Source organism: Ruegeria sp. AWH4_226 (genome assembly GCF_056159225.1).
Map to the genome: position 1 here is coordinate 2,174,520 of NZ_JBSWUU010000001.1, position 21,463 is coordinate 2,195,982.

Sequence of the window (21,463 nt, forward strand, 5' to 3'; positions counted from 1 at the left end):
TCGGCCCTGACATTAGGCAAGCGGGCCGGACAGTTCCAGCGGTTAATTCTGCTGCTGAAACGCAAGACAAGGGTCTTCCCGTTCGACTACCGGACTATCAAGCACCGCGTCGAATTCACCCTCGATAACTCCATCCTCGGACTGGCCCAGCACAAACACCTTCAATCCCGGACGCAGGCGGGACAGGTAAGTTGGGATGCCGCGATCCTTACGCGCATGCCCATTGCCCGTAATCACCGCAATCGGCCCGCCGGTTTCATCCGAAGCCCGCAGGACAGCCCGCGCCAGCACGGCATCCCGCAAACGCTGAATCGCCACCATTTGCGGCAGCGCGCTTTCCGGAATTGCGTCGCAATGCGCGGCCAGCTGATCTGCCTCACGCGCGGCCTGTTCAGCAGGCGGAAGCGGGATGGTCAAACCAAACCGCGCGGCATCTGCACCCAAAGCGGTCGCCGCGCCACGGTCCATAGCTGCCCGCGCTGCAGCACGTGGCACCATCGCGCCATATATCGGTGCATCTGACGCCTGAAAAACCGGGTAATACATGCTGAGCGGCGGCCAGCCGGACTCGATCCATTTCAATATGCGCGCAAGCTCCTCGGGGTCGGACACCGCCTTGTTCGCAAGACGCTGCGCACCTTCCTCGGTCACCATTTCCCATACGACCGCCGATGGCATGATGGCTTTCAATGCTTCGGCCTGAACTATGTGGTGCTGCGGGTTATCGTGGATTTCACCCAAGATAACCACATCCGATGATTTCATCGCGTTCAGGATGTCATTTGGAATGAGGTCGGCATGGCCAGTTTTGGCCATAACCACAAGCGCACACAGCAGAATCGCAAATCGTTTCATGCGATGAAGTGTTGCACCTCGCGCGATTGAGCTTCAAGGTTCTTTCGCATTTTCACAAAGGCCGCGGCCTCAAGCTGACGGACCCGTTCCTTGGACAAGCCAAGTTCCTGACCCAGGCTCTCCAGCGTCCGCGCTGGCTCACGCAGCTTGCGTTCGCGCACGATAAACCGTTCGCGGTCATTCAGCGCCTGCATGGCCGTCACCAACCATTCACGCAACTGTTCCGTGTCGTGGCTGTTTTCCACAGTCTCGGCGGCTTGCTCCCGATCATCTTCAAGGGCGTCAATCCACTCACGCCCATCCTCGTCCGTGGATTGAACGGCATTCAGCGAGAAATCAGAGCCGGACAACCGCCCTTCCATCATCTCGACATCCCGCAACGGCACGCCAATTTCGGTTGCTATCATCTGGTGCAACTGGTGCCGGTCCAGTTCCGTGCCTTCGGTGGCTGCTTCGCGCTCAAGCCGTGCCTGAACCCTGCGCATGTTGAAAAAGAGCGATTTTTGAGACGAGGTCGACCCTGTCCGCACCATCGACCAGTTGCGCATCACGTAGTCCTGAATGCTCGCCTTGATCCACCAAACGGCATAGGTGGAAAAACGCACGCCGCGGTCCGGATCGAATTTGTCGGCAGCTTTCATAAGACCCAGCCCTGCCTCTTGGATCAGGTCGTTCATGGGTGCGCCATAGCGCTTGAACTTCGCCGCCATGGAAATAGCTAGCCGCATGTAAGCGGTGATTAAACGATGCAACGCTTGTTCGTCGCGATCATCTCGCCACGCATATGCAAGTTTCAATTCGGTCTCTGCGTCCAGCAGTTCGGCCTTCATCGCTTGCCGGGACATCGAGAAATCGTTCGCATTGTCGAGTGCCATTGAAATCTCTCCTTGTTTACAGGCGCGAGCCGGGCTTGTTTTACCGACTTGAAATAGGTACGCAGAAAACGACCGGGTGGATCACCAGAAAGGCTATGCAGTGTATCCTGATTTGACCTTTGTGCTGGGTGGCGCGGCCTCGGGAAAGTCGTCATATGCCGAACAACTTGTTGTATCTTCGGGAAAAAAGCGTTCGTACATTGCCACATCACAAGTGTTTGATGATGAGATGCGCAACAAGGTTCAACGCCATATCGCGCAGCGTGGGGATGGTTGGACGACCATTGAGGCACCCTTTGATCTGGAACCCGCACTGGGTGAATTGACCGCGAACGATATCTGCCTGATCGATTGCGGAACCATGTGGCTGACCAATCATCTGCTTGCCGAAAACGATCTGGGACAGGCGCAGAAGAAACTACTGCACGACCTCAGGGCTTGCCACGCTCCGGTGGTGATCGTCTCAAACGAAGTCGGGCACGGCATTGTTCCGGACAACGCGCTGGCCCGTCAGTTCCGCGAGGCCCAGGGCCGGCTCAACATCGCTTTGGCGGCGCAGGCGGATCTGGTTGTTCAGGTGACTGCCGGGTTGCCGTTGGTCCTGAAAGGGCATTTGCCATGACGCGTCTGCACCTTGTTCGTCACGGCCCAACCCACGCTAAATCAATGGTTGGATGGTCCGACTTGCCTGCGGACCTGAGCGATCATGCGGCCATCGCCCGGCTGCATGGGCACTTGCCGGCTGAGGCGCTGGTCATATCGTCCGACCTTTCACGCGCTGCCGACACCGCCTCGGCCATTCAGGGCCAGCGGCAAAGGCTACCGCATCATCCCGACTTGCGAGAGATTCATTTTGGCACGTGGGAGCTACGCGGGTTCAAAGACATCGAAGCAGAAGACCCCGATCTTGCCTTTGCCTATTGGGACAATCCGGGCGACGTTCGCCCCCCGAACGGTGAAACCTGGAATGAGGTTCGGGCGAGGGTCGATGCCGTGATAGACCGGCTGATAGTAGACCACTCCGGACGCGACCTGGTTATCGTGGCCCATTTCGGTGTCATCCTGACACAGGTTCAGCGGGCCCTTGGCATCGAAGCGCAAGAGGTGTTTGGCCACCGCATCGACAACCTTTCCGTTACAGACATAACCCATCACGGCGATCGCTGGTCAGTGGGCCGGATCAATCACTGCCCGTGATCACAGCCCGCACAAATAACTGATTTACGGAAGGGTCAGACCGCGCCATCGTCAGGTATGACTAATGATCTGTTTATCGGCGACCGCCTGTTTTCAAGCTGGTCCATGCGCGGCTGGTTGATGCTGGAAAAGTTTAGCCTGCCCTACCGAAGCCACATGATTGGCTTGTATTCAGGCACCATGGCAGAGGACATGAAACCCCTTGCCCCGGCCCGTCTTGTGCCAGCATTGCGTTTGCCGGATGGCACAGTCGTGGGCGAAAGCCTCGCCATGGCGGAAACACTGGCAGAACGGCACCCCGAGGCCGGGTTGTGGCCCAAGGACCCTGCTGCCCGAGCAACCGCGCGGTGGCTTTGCGCCGAGATGGTTGCCGGGTTTAACGCCTTGCGCGGAGAATGCCCAATGCAATTTATGCAGTGTTGGCAGGGTTTTCAGCCATCCTCTGAGACGTTGGCGGATTTGAAGCGGATCGAAACCCTGTGGTCCCACGCCCGCACCGTATCGGGCGCGGAAACCGGTCCTCTGCTCGGCAGCTATTCCTTGGCCGATGTTTTCTATACACCGGTAGCCGCCCGGATCATCGGGTACGGCCTGCCGGTTTCAGAAGCAAACCGCGCGTACTGCCTAGAGCTGTTGTCAGACATCTCGGTACGGCAATGGCGTGCCATGGGTCTGACGGTTGCTTATGACCCCGTTCCTTATGCATTGGATTTGCCGTCACGGGCGTGGCCAATAGGCGATCAGTCGGATGCACGCCCAGTCGAGGGGACAGATTCCGTCAACGACACATGCCCCTATTCGGGCAAGCCGATCACTCATGTACTTGAATTGGACGGCCAACGCTGGGGCTTTTGCAACCGGTTCTGCCGGGACAAAACCGTTGCTGACCACGGCGCCTGGCCAAAATTCGCATCAATGATCAACCGCATTAACCATTCTTAAACCGCGATCATGGCAGCAACGACCTGTTAACCAAAAAGGTCGTTCATGGTCACCCGCTCCCACACTGTCGCTTTCCAAGGTGTCGATGCCCGCCCGGTCGAGGTGCAATGCGCCGTCTCACCGGGCTTGCCGGCGTTTTCCATCGTCGGCCTACCCGACAAGGCGGTGTCCGAGGCGCGCGACAGGGTCCGCAGTGCGCTCAGTTCGATGGCCATTGCGCTGCCCTCAAAGCGGATCACTATAAACCTCTCACCTGCCGATCTGCCAAAAGAAGGGAGCCATTTCGATCTACCCATCGCCGTGGCCTTGTTGTCGGCGCTTGAAATCATTCCTGCCGACGCCGCCGAAGGTACGGTATCGCTGGGCGAATTGTCATTGGATGGCTCACTGGTGCCCGTCCTCGGGGCGCTGCCCGCGGCCATGACTGCCGCGACCGAGGATCGCAGCCTGCTTTGCCCGCGCGCGTCAAGCGCCGAAGCTGCTTGGGTGGATGCCACTCAGGTGATCGGTGCAGAGTCTCTTGGCGATGTCGTGCGCCATTTCTCGGGCCAGTCGCCTTTGCCTGTAGCCAAACCCGGAGAGGTTAGCCTTGCGCCCAGCACCCGGGACCTGCGCGATGTAAAAGGCCAAGAACGGGCCAAGCGCGCCCTCGAAATTGCCGCCGCCGGGCGCCACCACCTGATCATGATCGGCACACCAGGGTCCGGCAAATCCATGCTGGCTGCGCGACTGCCCGGTATTCTGCCGCCGCTTACCCCGGTCGAGGCGCTGGAAACCTCGATGATACAATCCCTTTGTGGGCTGCTGGATGAAGGCGGTATCAGCCGCAGCCGCCCGTTCAGGGAACCACACCATACCGCGTCGATGGCTGCCATTGTCGGCGGCGGCAAGGGTGCAAAGCCGGGTGAGATTTCGCTGGCTCATAATGGCGTGTTGTTCATGGACGAGTTTCCAGAGTTCCCCCGCACGGTGCTGGAAACCCTGCGCCAACCTATCGAAACCGGCGAGGTCATGGTGGCCCGCGCCAACGCCCATGTGAAATATCCCTGCCGGTTCATGCTGGTAGCTGCGGCCAACCCCTGCAAATGCGGGTATCTGACCGATCCCGGGCGCGCCTGCTCCCGCGCACCGGTCTGCGGCGAAGACTACCTTGGCCGGATCTCCGGCCCGCTGATGGATCGGTTCGATCTGCGGATTGAGGTCCCGCCAGTCGGGTTTACTGACCTCGATCTGCCGCCCTCTGGCGACAGTTCAGCCACTGTTGCAGCACGTGTTGAACAGGCACGGTCAATTCAGGCCGACCGTTTTCGGGAAACGCCCGCAACCCGCCAAAACGCGGATGTCGAGGGCAACGTTCTCGAGGAAATCGCCGCCCCGGACGCAGAGGGGAAAGAGCTGTTGTTGAAAGCTGCCGAGCGTTTTGGCCTGTCAGCCCGCGCCTTTCATCGCATCCTGCGGGTCGCGCGCACAATCGCTGATCTGGACGGCGAAAGGGATGTTAAACGACCGCATGTCGCAGAGGCGCTGAGCTTTCGTATCAGCGCCAAGATCGCGTCTTAGACTTTGGCCTCAATCGCCTGCCATATCTTTTCAGCAATGTTGACGCCGTCAAACCGTTCAAGTTCCTGAATGCCGGTTGGCGAGGTCACATTAATCTCGGTCAGATAGTCGCCGATAACATCGATTCCCACGAAAATCTGCCCTTTTTCCTTCAAAAGGGGGCCAATTGCGGCACATATCTCCTGATCGCGCTCTGACAGGCCAATCTTTTCCGGGCGGCCACCCACATGCATGTTCGAACGAGTCTCACCCGCCGCCGGAACCCGGTTGATTGCACCGACAGCTTCGCCATCCACAAGGATTACGCGCTTGTCGCCGTTGCTGACATCAGGCAGGAATTTCTGCACGATCAAGGGCTCGCGCGAGAAACCTGTAAACAGCTCGTGCAGCGAGGTCAGGTTGCGATCGTTTGCGTCAAGCCGGAACACACCTGCGCCGCCGTTGCCATAAAGCGGCTTCAGAATGACGTCACCGTGCTTTTCCTTGAACGCTTTGATCGTCTGAAGGTCGCGCGCAATCGTTGTCGGCGGGGTCAATTCAGGGAAGTCCAGAACCAACAGTTTTTCAGGGTAGTTCCGCACCCAGAACGGATCATTGACCACCAGCGTCTGCCCCTTGAGGCGATCCAGAATGTGGGTCGACGTGATGTAGTGCATATCGAACGGAGGATCCTGGCGCAGCCAGATCACATCAAAGTCCGCCAGATCAACTTCACGTTCAGACCCGAGCACGGCTGGATTGCCAGCAACGCGCTGGACCTTCATGTCGTGGCCGCGCGCGGTAATCCGTCCTTCCTGATAGGCGAGGTGATCCGGGCTGTAGAAAAAGAGGGTATGCCCGCGGGCCTGTGCCTCTTCGGCCAGACGGAAAGAGCTGTCTGCGTTGATATCCACGGCCCCGATCGGGTCCATCTGAAAGGCGATTTTCATGGCGTGTCCCTCAGTTTCTCGCCCGTTACATGGCCCAGCGCGACCGGGGGTTCAATGGGGATCACGCGGTACCGAACGCGTTTTCGATAATTTGAACGACGCCGCTGCCATCCACCAAAGCCACATCAAACCGAACATTTGTCAGTTGACCACGCGGTTCGCTGCCCAAAAACGCAGCGGCCGAGGCACAGATGCGATTGATCTGACGCTGGCTGATCCGGGCGGCCGCCATGTCGAACCTGGTGCTTTTCTTGACCTCGATGAACACCAGGTCTTCGCCGTCGCGTGCGATCAGGTCAATTTCGCCACCCGCGCCACGCCAGCGTCGATGCGCGATGGAAAAGCCGCGGCGTTCGTAGTCGGCTGCAACCCGCAGCTCTGCCGCTTGCCCAGCGTGGTAAGAGACCGAGCTTCGGACGGATCGCGCTGTCATGTTATCTCTTCCCGAGCTTCAGGGCCTTTTGATAAATCGGTCGTCGAGGCAGTTTGAACATCTGAGAAACCAAATCCGCCGCATCCCTGACCGAGTGGGTTTCTAGGGCCCGTTTCAGAGCTTCTTCTACGTCGGATTCGTTAACAGAGTCCGAATGTCCGCGATCCACAAGCAACACAATCTCGCCTTTGAGTGTCTGACCGTGCAGCTCAGACGCCAATTGGCCCAAAGTGCCGCGCCGGACTTCTTCGAATTTCTTGGTTAATTCGCGGCACATGGCGGCGCTGCGGTCTTCACCCAGCACCTCGGCCAGGTCCGAAAGGCAGGCCGCCACGCGCTTGGGCGATTCGTAGAACACAAGGGTTCCCGGTACGTCGCGCAAGGCTTCGATGCGAGTTCGTCGCGCGCCAGAGGCGTTTGGCAGAAAACCGGCAAAAAAGAACGCGTCCGTTGGCAATCCTGCAAGCGTCAGTGCCATCAAGGCGGCGGACGGTCCCGGTGCGCAGGTTACAAGATGCCCGGCCTCGGCGGCCTGTCGCCCCAGATCATAGCCGGGATCGGCAATCAACGGCATCCCGGCCTCCGATGCATAGGCAACCGACTTTCCTTCCGCGAGCGCATCCAGAACCTTTCCGCGCGCGGCGGCACCACTGTGGTCGTGGTATGCCTGAATGCGCCGACCTTCGAGCGGGATTCCATGAATTTCCATCAAACGTCGCAGGCTGCGCGTATCTTCGGCCGCAATAACGTCAGCCGACGCCAGCACGTCCAGCGCCCTAAGCGTGATATCGCGCGCAGCCCCGATTGGCGTGGCAACAAAATACAGGCCGGCGCCCAAACTGACTTTTTGGAAATTCAAAGCTGGACCCTCACAGCGTGACGTTTATTATCCCGAGCAACAGAGTGGCGGTCCCCTAGCCGCCCGGACAGGGAGTTTTCATTCAGATGTTTAGCCTTTGCAAGCCCGTTCGCAAACTGGCGCATACAGCCGCCGTTCTGGCAACCGCCGCATTTTTGGCCGCTTGCGACGTAAGCACCATTGGCGGCGGGCCTTCGATCGATACCTCCGACCCCGTGCCTGTTGCCTTGTTGGTCCCTGCGGGATCAGGGCAGGCCGGTGACGCAGCTTTGGCGCGCAGCCTGGAAAACGCGGCTCGGCTTGCTATCTCGGATCTGCCGAATGTTCAGATAGATTTGCGCGTTTATGACACACGGGGCAGCTCAAATACGGCGGCCGCGGTTGCGCAGCAAGCGGTGGCTGACGGCGCGAAGATCATACTCGGGCCCGTCTATGCGCAGGCTGCAAATTCTGCAGGCATTGCAGCGCTGAGCAACAACGTGAATGTATTGTCCTTTTCCAACAACACCAGCATTGCAGGCGGCAATGTTTTCGTGCTGGGGCCAACTTTCGACAATACAGCCAACCGTCTTGTCAGTTTTGCCGGATCGCAAGGCAAATCGAACATGGTCATCGTTCATAGCAACGATGCTGCCGGGCGGTTGGGTCAAGCCGCCATCGCCAATGCACTTGGTGGCAGCCGCGTGAACAATGCGGGTTCGGTGGGTTATGACCGTTCTCAGCAGGGTGTCATCAACTCTGTCCCGTCAGTCAAAGCAACCGTAGATGCGTCTGGTGCGGACTCTTTGTTTCTGACAGCGACCACTGCCGGCGCGTTGCCGCTTTTTACGCAGTTGCTGCCCGAAGCAGGCGTTTCACCGGCGAACACACAGTTTATCGGTCTAACGCGCTGGGATATCCCGCCACAAACATTGGACCTGCCGGGTGTACAAGGTGGCTGGTTCGCGCTGCCAGACCCATCCAAAGCACAGGCATATCGGCAGCGGTATAACAATACCTATGGCGAAGCCCCGCACCCGATCAGCGGTTTGGCCTATGATGGCATTGCTGCAATCGCTGCCCTGGTCAGTCAAGGAAGGTCCAACGCGCTCACCGCTTCGGCGCTGACACAAAACGCCGGTTTCCAGGGTGTCGGCGGTATATTCCGCCTGCGGCCGAACGGTACCAATGAACGCGGTCTGGCTGTCGCCACGATCCAGAATAAACAGGTAGTAGTGATTGACCCTGCCCCACAAAGCTTCTCCGGTGCCGGTTTCTGATCTACCGGCTCTGACACTTGCCCCAAGGGGTGAGTTGATCTGTCCGGCCGATGAAATTTTCGACAGCGACGCCGTACTGGCACGGCTGTCGGAGGTTTTCGAAAAAATCTCGGATAATGCCGCGCGGCGGCACGAAACTGTGCGAATTCTACGTGACGCCCAGAAAGCCGGGCGTCAGGCGATAGCCGATGCTTTTGCAAAGCGCCCGTTTGATGCGCGGCCACTGACCCGCTCCTACACTTATCTGACCGACGGGCTGGTCTGTACCGCCATGAAAGTTTCAAGCGAGGATTTGCACCCCCTGGCCACACCCACGCAGGGCGAAAAGATCGCTGTGTTGGCGGTGGGCGGTTATGGGCGCGGCGAGATGGCGCCCTCATCCGACGTAGACCTGCTGTTTCTGACGCCCTACAAAATCACGGCATGGGCCGAAAGCGTGATCGAGTCCATGCTTTACATCTTGTGGGATTTGCGGCTGAAGGTTGGCCATTCGTCGCGCACGATTAAAGACTGTCTGCGTCTTGGGGCCGATGATTTCACGATCCGAACGGCCATGTTGGAGCAGCGTTACCTGGCCGGTGACACCAAGCTTGCGGCGGATTTGGAAAAACGCTTGAAATCCGATTTGTTCAAGGGCACCGAGCGTCAGTTTATCGAAGCCAAACTGAAGGAACGCGACGAACGTCATGTAAAGCAGGGCCAACGCTATGTGGTCGAGCCCAACGTAAAAGAGGGCAAAGGCGGATTGCGAGACCTGCAATCCTTGTATTGGATTGCCAAGTATATTTACGGGGTTCAGGATGTGGCCGAATTGGTGCCGTTGGGCCTGTTCACGCCTGAAGAGTTCAGAACATTTGTTCAGGCTGAAGAATTCCTTTGGGCCGTGCGATCGCATCTGCATCTGGTCACGGGGCGCGCCACAGAACAGTTGACCTTTGACCAACAGGTCGAGGTCGCAAAAAGGATGGGCTACGAAGATAGGGCCGGACGCCGCGCTGTTGAAGTGTTCATGCAACGCTATTTCCGCGAGGCAACCTATGTCGGCGATCTGACCCGGATTTTTCTGACCAAACTTGAAGCCTCGCATCTGAAGGGCGAAGCTTTGCTTGAGCGTATTTTTCGCCGCCGCCGTCGGATCAAGGCGGGCTACAAGGTGGTGCATGGACGTCTGGATGTAGCCGACCCCGAGACATTCCTGTCGGACAAGCTGAACCTGCTGCGCCTGTTCGAAGAAGGCTTGCGCACAGGAATGCTGATACACCCGGATGCGATGCGGCTTGTCAGCGCGAACCTGAACCTGATTGACGAGGAAATGCGCGAAAACAAAGAGGCGAGGCGCATCTTTCTTGATCTGATGCTCAAGCACGGCAACCCCGAACGCGCCTTGCGGCGGATGAACGAGTTAGGTGTCTTGTCGGCCTTTCTGCCAGAATTTGAGCCTATCGTGGCGATGATGCAGTTCAACATGTATCACAGCTATACCGTGGATGAGCATATCATTCAGTGTATCGTCAACCTTGCCCAGATCGAACGCGGAGAGCTGGTCGAGACACTGCCGCTGGTCTCGTCGATCCTGAAAGGCGGGGTAAATCGTAAGGTTCTGTACGTGGCCTTGTTGCTGCATGACATCGCCAAGGGCCGCGCCGAAGATCACTCGATCCTTGGTGCGCAGATCGCCCGCAAGGTTGCCCCGCGGCTGGGTCTGAACAAATCGGATTCGGAAACCGTAGAATGGCTGGTGCGCTATCACCTTTTAATGTCGGACATGGCGCAAAAACGCGACATATCGGACCCGCGCACGGTGCGGGACTTTGCCAAGGCGGTGCAGACGGTCAAGCGGCTGGACCTGTTGACCGTGCTGACGGTCTGCGACATTCGTGGCGTGGGGCCGAATACCTGGAACAACTGGAAGGCCACCCTGCTGAGGGCGCTGCACGCTGAAACCAAGCGCGCCCTGGAAACGGGGATGGAGGACCTAAACCGCGCCAATCGCGGCACTGTGGCGAAAAAGGCGCTGCGGGCCGAGCTTGCAGACTGGTCCAAGTCTGACCTCAAGGCTGAAACCACGCGGCATTACGCGCCGTATTGGCAGGGTTTGAACGTCTCGACCCACGTAGAATTTGCCGAGATGTTGCGATCGCTGGAAATCAGCGGCGACCCGGGTGATATGGAAATCCGTCTTCACCCGGACGAAGACCGCGATGCGACACGGGCCTGCTTTGCGATGGGCGATCACCCCGGCATTTTTGCGCGGATCGCCGGGGCCTTGGCACTGGTCGGGGCGAATGTGGTCGACGCCCGCAGCTATACCACGAAGGACGGTTATGTGACCGATGTGTTCTGGATTCAGGATGCCGATGGCCGACCATTTGAATCCAGCCGCCTGCCGCGCTTGACCCAGATGATCCACAAGACGCTGAGGGGCGAGGTCGTCGCGCAGGATGCGTTGAAGTCGCGCGACAAGATCAAGAAACGCGAGCGCGCCTTCAACGTGCCGACCCACATCACCTTCGACAATGACGGATCCGAGATCTACACGATTATCGAGGTCGACACCCGCGACCGTCCCGGCCTGCTGTACGATCTGGCCCGTACGCTGGCGGCGGCCAATGTCTATATCGCCAACGCGGTGATCGCGACCTATGGCGAACAGGTGGTGGACACGTTCTACGTCAAGGATATGTTCGGGCTGAAATACTATTCGGAAAGCAAACAGCGCACGCTAGAGGATAAGCTGCGCAAAGCCATCACCGAAGGCGCCGAGCGCGCGGCCTCATGAAGCAGATCCGTCTGTTTTCAGGCCTGTTCACGGTCGGCTTCTGGACCCTGGCCAGCCGGATACTGGGCTTTCTACGGGAAATCCTGCTGACCGCCTATATCGGGCCAGGTCCGGTGATGGACGCCTTTGTCGCCGCTTTCCGCCTGCCCAACATGTTTCGCCGGTTCTTTGCCGAAGGCGCGTTCAACGCAGCTTTTGTACCGATGTTTTCAAAACGTCTGGAGGGGGAAGAAGACGCCGAAGGCTTTGCGCAGGACGCGTTCAACCTGCTTGCCATCGCCGTTCTGGCTTTGGTCGGGTTGGCGATGGTGTTCATGCCCGGGTTGGTCTGGATAACGGCCGAGGGGTTTTATGGCGATGAAAGATTCGATCTGGCGGTGGGCTACGGGTACGTGGTCTTCCCCTACATCCTGTTCATGTCGCTTGCAGCGCTGTTTTCTGGCGTTCTGAACGCCACTGGTCGCTTTGCTGCCGCAGCCGCCGCGCCGGTGCTGCTAAACATATTCGCCTGTAGCGCCCTCATCGCCGGAGCAGCCGCTGGCGGCGAGGTAATCCGTTGGCTGATTACCGTGATCCCGCTGGCCGGAGTTGCGCAACTGGCATTGGTTTGGGTGGCAACCGAACGTGCAGGGTATCGCATCCGCCCCGGCATTCCCAAACTCAGCCCCGAAATGCGCCATATGGTCCGTATCGCCGTTCCAGCCGCACTGGCCATGGGGGTAACGCAGGTCAATCTTGTGGTGGGGCAACTTGTGGCCTCAAAAACCGAAAAGGCCGTAAGTTGGCTGTTCGCGGCGGACCGGCTTTACCAACTGCCTCTGGGCGTGGTGGGCATAGCCGTCGGGATCGTGCTGCTACCTGATCTGTCTCGTCGCCTGCGGGCCGATGACAAAGCCGGGGCCCGAAATGCGCTTTCACGTGCGGGTGAGTTCACGCTGTTGCTGACGATACCATCAACGGTGGCTTTTGTGGTCTTGCCCAGCCCGCTGGTGTCGGTCCTCTTCGAGCGCGGGCAGTTCAGCGCTCAGGATACCACGGCCACAGCGCTGGCTGTTGCGATCTATGGTGTCGGCTTGCCTGCATTCATGCTGCAAAAGCTACTACAACCGCTTTATTTTGCGCGTGAAGATACGCGAACACCGTTCCACTATGCGGTTGTGGCGATGATCGTGAATGCGGTGCTGGCCTTCGGCCTTTTTCCACTGGTGGGCTGGATTGCCCCGGCCATAGCGGCCTCGGCTGCCGGTTGGGTGATGGTTGGCCTGTTGTTCCTAGGAGCGCGGCGTATGGGTGAAGAGGCGCGCTTTGATGATCGCTTCAAACACCGGGCATGGCGCATCATTGCTGCGTCGCTGGGCATGGGGGCCATCCTTTATGCAGGCATTCACCTGTTCGGCTGGACCTTCGATCTACCGGGATGGCGTTACCTGGCGCTGATCATTACGATCAAGGTTGCAGCAGCGGCCTATTTCTTCCTTGGTCACCTGCTTGGTGCTTTTGAGCTGTCTGAATTCAAGAAGGCGTTGCGGCGGTCGTGATCAGTCGCGGCGAATGCGCCGCACGATCCGTGCCCAACCGCCGGGTGCCAAAAAGAAAGACAGGCAGAACCCCGTGGCAAAACCACCCAAATCGGCCACCCAGTCGGACGTGCCGCCAAACAACAAACCGAACAGCAGTTGGATGCCCATCAGGACTGCAATCAGGCTGAACGCGCGCGACTGATTTTCCCCGACCAGCGATAGCTTGCGCCACAGCAGCCAAGTGAACGCGCCGATCAGGCCGTACACGGGCGGGAACCCCCCGACCAGCGGATAGTTGGGGTCTAGCAAAAGCGCGTAGGCCAGTGCTCCGCCGACGCCTGACAAAACGAAGATCACAAGCATCTGAGCTCCGCCAAAGACCTCAGCCACCATCTTGCCCATCGCCAGCACGAACACACAGACAAAGATGGCCTGCGTGAAGCTGCCCGAGACAAACGGATAGGTCACGAAACGGATGACATGCTCAATCGGCCAGCGCCCGTTCTCGATCATCCAGTAGAAGATATCGGGTGAAAAAGAATAGCTTTGCAACGCATCCAGCCGCCACCCCACTGCCGAGGGGCCGCCGACCAATCCACGCGTACCCAAAGTAAAGGCCAGCTCCACCCCCATGATAAACAGGGTCAAGGCCACCACGACAGGCGGCAAAGGGTTCACGGCGGGTGTGTAATGCTCACTGCTCATTGGGCTGGCCTTTCACGGCTGTTGACGTCCCTTAACCTCATGGGTAAGCGACGGGGGCTGATTTTTCCAGACGGGAGTTCCCTTCGATGACCGAAACCCAGTTCACACCACGCGTGTTTTCCGGCATCCAGCCGTCGGGAAACCTGCATCTTGGCAACTACCTTGGTGCCCTCAAGCGTTTTGTGGATATGCAGGGACCGGAGAAAGAGACCGTCTATTGTATGGTCGATCTTCACGCGATCACCGTCTGGCAAGACCCCAAGGAACTGGCGCATTCCACGCGCGAGCTGTGTGCAGGCTTCATCGCCGCCGGCATCGACCCGGAACAGTCGATCCTGTTCAACCAGTCCCAGGTGCCCGAACACACCCAACTGGCGTGGATTTTCAACTGTGTCGCGCGCATGGGCTGGATGCAGCGGATGACCCAGTGGAAGGACAAGGCGGGCAAGAACCAGCAGAACGCCTCGCTGGGCCTGCTTGCCTATCCGTCGCTGATGGCGGCTGACATTCTGGTCTATCACGCGACCCATGTGCCGGTTGGCGACGACCAGAAACAGCATCTTGAATTGACCCGCGACATCGCGATCAAGTTCAACAACGATTTCGGCGTTGATTTCTTCCCGATCACCGAACCCGTGATCGAAGGCGCGGCGACGCGCGTCATGAGCCTGCGGGATGGATCAAAGAAAATGTCGAAATCCGATCCGTCAGATATGAGCCGGATCAATATGACCGACGATGCCGATACCATCGCCAAGAAAATCCGCAAGGCCAAGACCGACCCGGACGCCCTGCCATCTGAGGTGGACGGCCTTTCAGAACGCCCCGAAGCCCGCAATCTGGTGAACATCTACGCAGCCCTCAGCAATCAGACCACCGAAGAAGTACTGGCCGAGGTCGGCGGAAAACAGTTCGGTGAGTTCAAGCCGATGCTGGCCGATCTGGCAGTCGCAAAACTGTCGCCAATCTCAACCGAAATGGCCCGCCTGATGGGTGAAGAGGCCGAGATTGACCGGATTCTGGCCAAAGGCGCGGATAAAGCCCGCGCAATTGCAGCCCCGATCTTGCGGCAGACCTACGATATCGTAGGCATGGTTGGCGCAAAACAGAGATGATTGCGCTGGACGTTGCTGCGACGTCTTCCTAGGTTGCGCAAAAGCTTGGGAGGGCGTCATGGCAGTCGGCAAGAATATCCGCACCTATTTCGAAGGTCAGTGGCACGATGGGGATGCCCCGATCATGCGCGCGGCCGATCACGGCGCTTGGCTGGGATCATCAGTCTTTGACGGTGCACGCTATTTTGACGGCATGGCCCCGGATCTTGAGGCGCATTGCGCGCGCGTGAACCGCTCGGCCGAGGCGCTGATGCTGACACCGTTTGTGACGACAGAGCAGATGGTTGAGATCACCAAGGAGGGGCTAGCTTCCTATAGTCCCGACGCAGCCGTTTACATCCGCCCAATGTACTGGGGTATCGACGGCGACGCGACGGCCATCGTTCCAATGGAAGACAGTACAGGTTTTGCCATCTGTCTTGAGGAAATTCCAATGGCGCCCGAGACAGCCTCGGTCACACTGGGATACACGCGGTTCCGCCGCCCAGTTCTGGAATCCGCTGTGGTCAACGCCAAGGCTGGATGCCTCTACCCCAACAACGCGCGCATGCTGAAAGAGGTCCGCGGCAGGGGGTTCACGAATGCCCTGGTGGCTGACGCCATGGGGAATGTGGCCGAAACAGCAACTGCCAACATCTTTATGGTCCGTGACGGAGAGGTTTTCACTCCCATCCCCAACGGCACTTTTTTGGCCGGTATTACCCGCGCGCGCCACATCGAAAACCTGCGCGCTGACGGGGTCAAGGTGCACGAATCGGTCCTTGGATTTGATGACTTTTACAAGGCGGACGAAGTCTTCATGACTGGCAACATGAACAAAATTACACCGGTCACAGCACTTGAGGATACGCAGTTTCAAGTCGGCCCGATCGCCCGCCGCGCGCGGGAAATGTACTGGGATTGGGCCCTGAGCACCCGCTGACCACGCTTTAGTTGCCAGTCCGCACTTGGTCGGGCATGATCGCCGGAAATGAACAAGGACACTTCATGCGCAAATTTCTGGTTGTTCTGGATGACAGTCGTGAATGCCTGAACGCGATGCGCTTCGCCGCGATGCGCGCGGCCCATACTGGCGGCGGTGTGACGATCCTGTCCGTTATCCCACCAGATGAATTCAACCATTGGATCGGAGTGGCCGAGGTGATGCGCGAAGAGGCGCGCGAGCGTATCCATGCCCACTACGAAGTATTCGCCAAGTGGATGCGCGACAAACAGAATATCGACCCTGAACTTGCGATCCGCGAAGGTGAACCGGTTGCCCAGATTATCGAGCATGTGCGGTCGGACCCCGAGATCGGCGTTCTGGTTCTGGGTGCTGGCGTCGACAAGAAAGGCCCAGGTCCCCTTGTCACGCAGCTTACCAAGAACTCGGGCAGCCTGCCGATCCCGATCACCATTGTCCCCGGTGATCTGAGCAAGGAAAAACTGGAAGAAATAACCTGAGACAAACCATGACAAACAAGATTCAGTTCTGGTTCGAATTCGCTTCGACCTATTCTTACCTGAGCGCGATGCGGATCGAAGAGCTTGCGACGCAGCACGGCGTTGCTGTTGAATGGCACCCTTTCCTGCTTGGCCCAATTTTCGCGGCGCAGGGATTGGACAATACCCCGTTCAATATCTACCCGGACAAAGGCCGATACATGTGGCGTGATATGGAACGGTTAACCGCACAGCGAGGCCTGGCATTCACCCGCCCCGATCCGTTTCCCCAGAATGGGCTAAAGGCCGCGCGGCTGGTTTTAGCGATCAAGGACCAACCTCAGAAAGCTGCGTTTATCCGGGCTGTTTACACTGCTGAATTTGCCGAAGGTCGGAACATTTCAGACGACGAGGTGCTGATTGACTGCCTGTCGCAAGTCGGCCTGGCCGCTGAAACACTGAATCAGTGCCAGGAACCCGCCATCAAGGCCGCCCTTATGGAGCAAACGAAAACGGCCCAGACCAAGGGAGTTTTCGGAGCCCCCAGCTTTTTCGTTGGAGATGAGCTGTTCTGGGGCGATGACCGGCTGGATGGCGCAATTCAACTTGCGGCTGAAATTTAGAATCGTTCCAAATCTTGACTTCCTAATCCCGGACCCGCATATCAGGAACATCTGTAACGGAGCCATGTCATGTTCATCCAAACCGAATCCACGCCGAACCCCGCAACGCTGAAATTCCTGCCCGGTCAAACGGTGCTTGAGGCCGGCACCGCGGACTTCCCTTCGGCCGAAGCCAGCGAGAAATCGCCCCTGGCACGACGGATATTCACGGTGGACGGTGTGTCAGGTGTGTTCTTTGGCAATGATTTCATAACCGTGACCAAATCGGACAGCGTTCAGTGGGATCACATTAAACCTGCTATCTTGGGCGCCGTGATGGAACATTACCAATCTGGCCAACCTGTTATGGATTCCGAAGCGACGCCCAATTCGGGTCACGCTGAACACTCGGGTGAAGATGCCGAAGTCGTCAATCAGATCAAAGATCTGCTGGATACCCGCGTGCGGCCAGCCGTGGCCCAGGATGGCGGTGATATCACCTTTCATGGCTTCGACCGCGGCGTTGTTTATCTGCACATGCAAGGGGCTTGCGCGAACTGTCCGTCTTCGACCCTTACATTGAAGATGGGGATCGAGAACCTGTTGCGTCACTACATTCCCGAAGTGACCGAGGTGCGCCCTGTTGCCGTCTGATCCGCTCATTCTGGCGTTTGACACATCGGCCGCGCATTGCGCGGCCGCTTTATTGCAGGGTGACGAAGTAATCGCATCCCGAACCGAGGCGATGTCACGCGGACAAGCCGAACGATTGATGCCTTTGCTTGAGGAACTTCTGGCCGACGCGGACTACACATGGTCCGACCTCACGGCTATCGGCATCGGTATCGGACCGGGCAACTTCACGGGCATCCGAATATCGGTGTCCGCCGCACGTGGGCTTGCGCTTGGTCTTGGGATTCCAGCCGTTGGAGTTTCGGGCTTCGATGCGCTGGCCGAAATTGGGCAAGAACTGCCCGCTATCCGCGCCCCGCGCGATCAGGTCTATGTCGCAATTCCTGGACAAGAGCCGACGCTGATGGCCTTGGAAAAGGCAGAATCACTCGGGCCTTTGATCCTGAACGACTCGCCCGATCAGCAGGTTCGCGCGATTGCGCGGCTGACATGTGAAAGATGGCCCACAGTGACCGAACCGCCGGCACCACTGTATCTGCGGCCTGCGGATGCCGCCCCGTCAAAAGACACGCCACCGGTTTTGCTGGACGGATGACCCCGCAAGAGATGGCGATCACCCACGCGGCGGCCTTCACACAGTCTCGCCCATGGACAGCCGAAGAATTCAGCGATCTTCTGGCAAATCGCTTCACTCATGCGGTTGGAAATGCAGACTGTTTTTCCGTATTTCAGGTCATCGCGGATGAAGCAGAACTGCTGACAATTGCCACGCACCCCCGCCATCAGCGCCAAGGCTTGGCCTTATGCTGCATGCAGGATTGGCAGGCGAAGGCCACCCAACTCGGTGCATCGCGGGCCCTTCTGGACGTTGCCGCAGACAATGATCCGGCTATCGCATTGTACAAACGTTGCGGATTCGAACCCTGCGGTCGTCGCACAGGGTATTACCTACGTGAAAATGCAATGAAAATCGACGCCATCGTTATGGCGCGCACTTTCACCTGAGCACAATTTCGAAATTTTTTCGACCAAATGGTCAAAATTCTATTGACCACACCGGTTGCAAACAGCCTTAATTCCCGCCATCACAACAATTGTGCTCGCTCGCAGCGGGTAATCGCGGCTATCGTGGCCTCGATCAACAAAAACAAACGGGAGTATGAAATGAGCCTGATGAAATCCTTGATGGGTGCAGCCGCCGCCGTTGCGCTGACCGCAGGTGCAAGTTTGGCCGAGCCAGCCCTGATCTTTGACCTGGGCGGCAAGTTCGACAAATCGTTCAACGAAGCAGCACATAACGGCGCGCAACGTTGGGCGGAACAAACCGGTCAAACCTATCGCGAAATCGAACTTCAATCCGAAGCCCAGCGGGAACAAGCGCTGCGCCGCTTCGCCGAAGCGGGTGCGAACCCGATCATCACCATGGGTTTTGCGATGGCCGATCCATTGGCTGCGGTTGCCGGTGACTACCCGGACACTAAGTTTGTCGCCGTTGACGTAAACTGGCTGGATGCACCGAATATCCGCCAGGTCAGCTTTGCTGAACACGAAGGCTCATACCTTGTTGGGATGATGGCGGCGATGGCGTCGGAATCTGGCACCGTTGGGTTCATCGGTGGGATGGACATTCCCCTGATCCGTCATTTTGGGTGCGGCTATGCGCAGGGCGCCAAGGCTGTGAACCCGGATGTGAACATCATTGCAAATATGACCGGCACGACCCCAGCAGCCTGGAATGACCCCGTCAAAGGGTCTGAGTTAACAAAAGCACAAATCAGCCAGGGCGCGGACGTGATCTACGCTGCGGCTGGTGGTACCGGCGTTGGTGTCCTGCAAACCGCTGCTGATGAAGGCATCCTGTCGATCGGAGTGGACAGCAACCAGAACCATTTGCACCCGGGCCAGGTTCTGACTTCGATGCTGAAGCGAGTAGACGTTGCCGTTTATGACGCGATGAAGGCAGGTGAAGACGTTCAAACCGGCGTATTCACCATGGGTCTGGCGGAGGAAGGCGTTGGTGTCGCAATGGACGAAAACAACGCTGAACTGGTCACCGAAGAGATGAGCGCAGCTGTTGCAGACGCACGCAGCGACATCATCAATGGCAATATCACGGTGGTCAGCTATTACGACAACGACAGCTGCCCGGCACTGCAGTTCTGATATCGCGCGGGGCGGTGGTGATCCTCCGCCTCGCATCCACTTCGCCGCGCAATGGGCGCGGCCCTTCGGCTATTGAGGACAAGACATGACAGTCCCCGCCATTGAGCTCAAAGGGATTTCCAAAGCCTTTGGGCCAGTCCAGGCCAACAAGGACATTTCCATCAGCGTCGCCCCCGGTACCATTCATGGGATCATCGGTGAAAACGGCGCGGGCAAGTCAACGCTGATGAGTATTCTCTACGGCTTTTACAAGGCCGACAAAGGTGAGATTTGGATCAACGGCACCAAGACCGACATCCCCGACAGCCAGGCGGCAATCGCGTCCGGCATCGGGATGGTGTTCCAGCATTTCAAACTGGTCGAGAATTTCACCGTACTGGAAAACATCGTTCTGGGCGCCGAGGATGGCGGCATGCTCGCCCCGTCGCTGGCAAAGGCGCGGAAGGAACTGAAAGCCCTGGAAGAAGAATACGAGCTGTTCGTAGATCCGGACAAGCGCATTGATGAAATCGGCGTGGGCCGGCAACAGCGCGTCGAAATCCTCAAAGCGCTTTATCGCAGGGCAGAAATTCTGATTCTTGATGAGCCCACTGGAGTTCTGACACCATCCGAGGCCGATCAGCTTTTCCGAATTCTTCATCGCCTGCGCGAAGAAGGTAAGACGATTATCCTGATCACGCACAAACTGCGCGAGATCATGGAGGCCACGGATACCGTTTCCGTTATGCGACGTGGTCAGATGACGGCGACCGTGAAAACTGCAGAAACCAGCCCGCAGGAGTTGGCTGAACTGATGGTGGGCCGGAAAGTCCTGTTGCAAGTGGACAAGGTTCCGGCACAACCCGGGAAACCCATTCTCGAGGTTGAGAACCTGCGTGTGGTCGACGAAGCGGGTGTTGAGCGCGTCAAGGGAATCGACCTGACAGTGCGCGCAGGCGAGATTGTCGGCATCGCCGGCGTCGCGGGCAATGGTCAGTCCGAGCTGCTTGAGGTGTTGGGCGGCATGCGCCCCGGTCAGGGGACGATCAGGTTGAACGGCACGCCACTGGCACTTTCAGGGCATGGGTCTGACGGTCAGGCCCGACGGGCACAAGGCGTTGCTCACGTACCCGAAGACCGGCAACGCGAGGGTCTGATCATGGATTTCCACGCGTGGGAGAATGTGGCGTTCGGCTATCACCGCGACCCGGCTTATAAACGCGGTCTGTTCATGGACAACGCCGCCCTGCGCGCAGATACCGAACGCAAGATTGAAAAGTTTGACGTGCGCCCGCCCAATGCCTGGCTGACCGCGAAAAACTTTTCGGGCGGCAACCAGCAGAAAATCGTCGTCGCACGTGAGATCGAGCGCAACCCGGACCTGCTGCTGGTCGGTCAGCCCACCCGAGGCGTGGATATCGGCGCGATCGAGTTTATTCACAAACAAATCGTCGCGCTGCGGGATCAGGGGAAGGCAATCCTGCTGGTCTCGGTCGAGCTGGAGGAGATCTTCTCGCTGTCGGATCGGATCGCGGTGATGTTTGACGGACATATCATGGGCGAGCGCCTGCCCCATGAGACGGATGAAAAAGAACTGGGCCTGCTTATGGCCGGTGTTGCGGGAGAGGCCGCGTAA

The 21,463-nt window shown here is 58.2% G+C and carries 22 protein-coding genes; 16 read left to right on the forward strand and 6 right to left on the reverse strand.

The window, feature by feature from the left end; translation table 11 throughout:
* Window positions 1-42: 42 nt before the first annotated feature.
* Both ACXAET_RS10690 and ACXAET_RS10695 read right to left on the reverse strand, forming a co-directional pair.
* The gene (locus tag ACXAET_RS10690) at window positions 43-855 is read right to left on the reverse strand and encodes a ChaN family lipoprotein (protein WP_475184477.1); all 813 of its coding nucleotides are present in this window, start codon (window positions 853-855) and stop codon (window positions 43-45) included.
* Window positions 852-1,730, reverse strand: a complete 879-nt coding sequence (locus ACXAET_RS10695; protein WP_475184483.1) for an RNA polymerase factor sigma-32 — start codon at window positions 1,728-1,730, stop codon at window positions 852-854. The genes ACXAET_RS10690 and ACXAET_RS10695 overlap by 4 nt, the downstream gene beginning before the upstream one ends.
* Before the next feature lie 76 nt (window positions 1,731-1,806).
* On the opposite strand from ACXAET_RS10695, the gene cobU reads away from it, so the two are divergent.
* From cobU to ACXAET_RS10715, 4 genes are read left to right on the forward strand one after another with little or no spacing between them, the layout of a single operon-like run.
* Window positions 1,807-2,352 carry a bifunctional adenosylcobinamide kinase/adenosylcobinamide-phosphate guanylyltransferase gene (gene cobU / locus ACXAET_RS10700; RefSeq protein WP_475184487.1) on the forward strand — a complete coding sequence of 182 codons (546 nt, stop codon included), beginning with the start codon at window positions 1,807-1,809 and terminating at the stop codon, window positions 2,350-2,352.
* Window positions 2,349-2,927 (forward strand): histidine phosphatase family protein, encoded by a 579-nt coding sequence (locus tag ACXAET_RS10705; RefSeq protein WP_475184490.1) that lies wholly within the window; start codon window positions 2,349-2,351, stop codon window positions 2,925-2,927. Before cobU ends, ACXAET_RS10705 begins: the two co-directional genes overlap by 4 nt.
* A 57-nt stretch (window positions 2,928-2,984) precedes the next feature.
* Entirely contained in the window at window positions 2,985-3,869 is an 885-nt protein-coding gene (locus tag ACXAET_RS10710; RefSeq protein ID WP_475184494.1) for a glutathione S-transferase, read from the forward strand.
* Window positions 3,870-3,914: 45 nt separating this feature from the next.
* On the forward strand, window positions 3,915-5,429 hold the full coding sequence (locus tag ACXAET_RS10715) for a YifB family Mg chelatase-like AAA ATPase (protein WP_475184499.1): 1,515 nt from the start codon (window positions 3,915-3,917) through the stop codon (window positions 5,427-5,429).
* On the opposite strand, the gene gshB is transcribed toward ACXAET_RS10715, so the two are convergent.
* The 3 genes from gshB to rsmI form a co-directional block, all read right to left on the reverse strand.
* Window positions 5,426-6,358, reverse strand: a complete 933-nt coding sequence (gene gshB, locus ACXAET_RS10720) for a glutathione synthase (RefSeq protein ID WP_475184502.1) — start codon at window positions 6,356-6,358, stop codon at window positions 5,426-5,428. The genes ACXAET_RS10715 and gshB overlap by 4 nt on opposite strands.
* Before the next feature lie 61 nt (window positions 6,359-6,419).
* Window positions 6,420-6,791 carry a YraN family protein gene (locus tag ACXAET_RS10725; protein WP_475184507.1) on the reverse strand — a complete coding sequence of 124 codons (372 nt, stop codon included), beginning with the start codon at window positions 6,789-6,791 and terminating at the stop codon, window positions 6,420-6,422.
* A gap of 1 nt (window position 6,792) precedes the next feature.
* On the reverse strand, window positions 6,793-7,650 hold the full coding sequence (rsmI, locus tag ACXAET_RS10730) for a 16S rRNA (cytidine(1402)-2'-O)-methyltransferase (RefSeq protein WP_475184508.1): 858 nt from the start codon (window positions 7,648-7,650) through the stop codon (window positions 6,793-6,795).
* Window positions 7,651-7,736: 86 nt separating this feature from the next.
* On the opposite strand from rsmI, the gene ACXAET_RS10735 reads away from it, so the two are divergent.
* From ACXAET_RS10735 to murJ, 3 genes are read left to right on the forward strand one after another with little or no spacing between them, the layout of a single operon-like run.
* Entirely contained in the window at window positions 7,737-8,909 is a 1,173-nt protein-coding gene (locus tag ACXAET_RS10735; protein WP_475184513.1) for a penicillin-binding protein activator, read from the forward strand.
* Window positions 8,869-11,688, forward strand: coding sequence for a [protein-PII] uridylyltransferase (locus ACXAET_RS10740; RefSeq protein ID WP_475184517.1), 2,820 nt, complete (start codon window positions 8,869-8,871; stop codon window positions 11,686-11,688). Before ACXAET_RS10735 ends, ACXAET_RS10740 begins: the two co-directional genes overlap by 41 nt.
* Complete coding sequence (murJ, locus tag ACXAET_RS10745) at window positions 11,685-13,226, forward strand: murein biosynthesis integral membrane protein MurJ (protein WP_475184521.1); 1,542 nt, start codon at window positions 11,685-11,687, stop codon at window positions 13,224-13,226. The genes ACXAET_RS10740 and murJ overlap by 4 nt, the downstream gene beginning before the upstream one ends.
* Here the strand turns inward: murJ and ACXAET_RS10750 are convergent, their stop codons facing one another.
* A complete protein-coding gene (locus ACXAET_RS10750) occupies window positions 13,227-13,913 on the reverse strand; it encodes a rhomboid family intramembrane serine protease (RefSeq protein ID WP_068338180.1) in 687 nt (228 codons plus the stop codon).
* An 86-nt stretch (window positions 13,914-13,999) separates the two neighbouring features.
* Between ACXAET_RS10750 and trpS the strand changes: the two genes are divergently transcribed.
* From trpS to ACXAET_RS10795, 9 genes are all read left to right on the forward strand, one after another.
* Complete coding sequence (gene trpS, locus ACXAET_RS10755) at window positions 14,000-15,028, forward strand: tryptophan--tRNA ligase (protein WP_475184522.1); 1,029 nt, start codon at window positions 14,000-14,002, stop codon at window positions 15,026-15,028.
* 58 nt (window positions 15,029-15,086) lie between these two features.
* The gene (locus tag ACXAET_RS10760; RefSeq protein ID WP_475184524.1) at window positions 15,087-15,950 is read left to right on the forward strand and encodes a branched-chain amino acid aminotransferase; all 864 of its coding nucleotides are present in this window, start codon (window positions 15,087-15,089) and stop codon (window positions 15,948-15,950) included.
* Between the two features lie 65 nt (window positions 15,951-16,015).
* On the forward strand, window positions 16,016-16,471 hold the full coding sequence (locus ACXAET_RS10765) for a universal stress protein (protein ID WP_068338174.1): 456 nt from the start codon (window positions 16,016-16,018) through the stop codon (window positions 16,469-16,471).
* Between the two features lie 8 nt (window positions 16,472-16,479).
* Window positions 16,480-17,073, forward strand: coding sequence for a DsbA family protein (locus ACXAET_RS10770; protein WP_475184531.1), 594 nt, complete (start codon window positions 16,480-16,482; stop codon window positions 17,071-17,073).
* A gap of 69 nt (window positions 17,074-17,142) precedes the next feature.
* Complete coding sequence (locus ACXAET_RS10775; RefSeq protein WP_475184534.1) at window positions 17,143-17,706, forward strand: NifU family protein; 564 nt, start codon at window positions 17,143-17,145, stop codon at window positions 17,704-17,706.
* Window positions 17,696-18,280 carry a tRNA (adenosine(37)-N6)-threonylcarbamoyltransferase complex dimerization subunit type 1 TsaB gene (tsaB, locus tag ACXAET_RS10780; protein ID WP_475184537.1) on the forward strand — a complete coding sequence of 195 codons (585 nt, stop codon included), beginning with the start codon at window positions 17,696-17,698 and terminating at the stop codon, window positions 18,278-18,280. The genes ACXAET_RS10775 and tsaB overlap by 11 nt, the downstream gene beginning before the upstream one ends.
* On the forward strand, window positions 18,277-18,690 hold the full coding sequence (locus ACXAET_RS10785) for a GNAT family N-acetyltransferase (protein WP_475184541.1): 414 nt from the start codon (window positions 18,277-18,279) through the stop codon (window positions 18,688-18,690). Before tsaB ends, ACXAET_RS10785 begins: the two co-directional genes overlap by 4 nt.
* A gap of 159 nt (window positions 18,691-18,849) precedes the next feature.
* The gene (locus ACXAET_RS10790) at window positions 18,850-19,848 is read left to right on the forward strand and encodes a BMP family lipoprotein (protein ID WP_475184548.1); all 999 of its coding nucleotides are present in this window, start codon (window positions 18,850-18,852) and stop codon (window positions 19,846-19,848) included.
* Window positions 19,849-19,933: 85 nt separating this feature from the next.
* Window positions 19,934-21,463 carry an ABC transporter ATP-binding protein gene (locus tag ACXAET_RS10795; RefSeq protein WP_475184550.1) on the forward strand — a complete coding sequence of 510 codons (1,530 nt, stop codon included), beginning with the start codon at window positions 19,934-19,936 and terminating at the stop codon, window positions 21,461-21,463.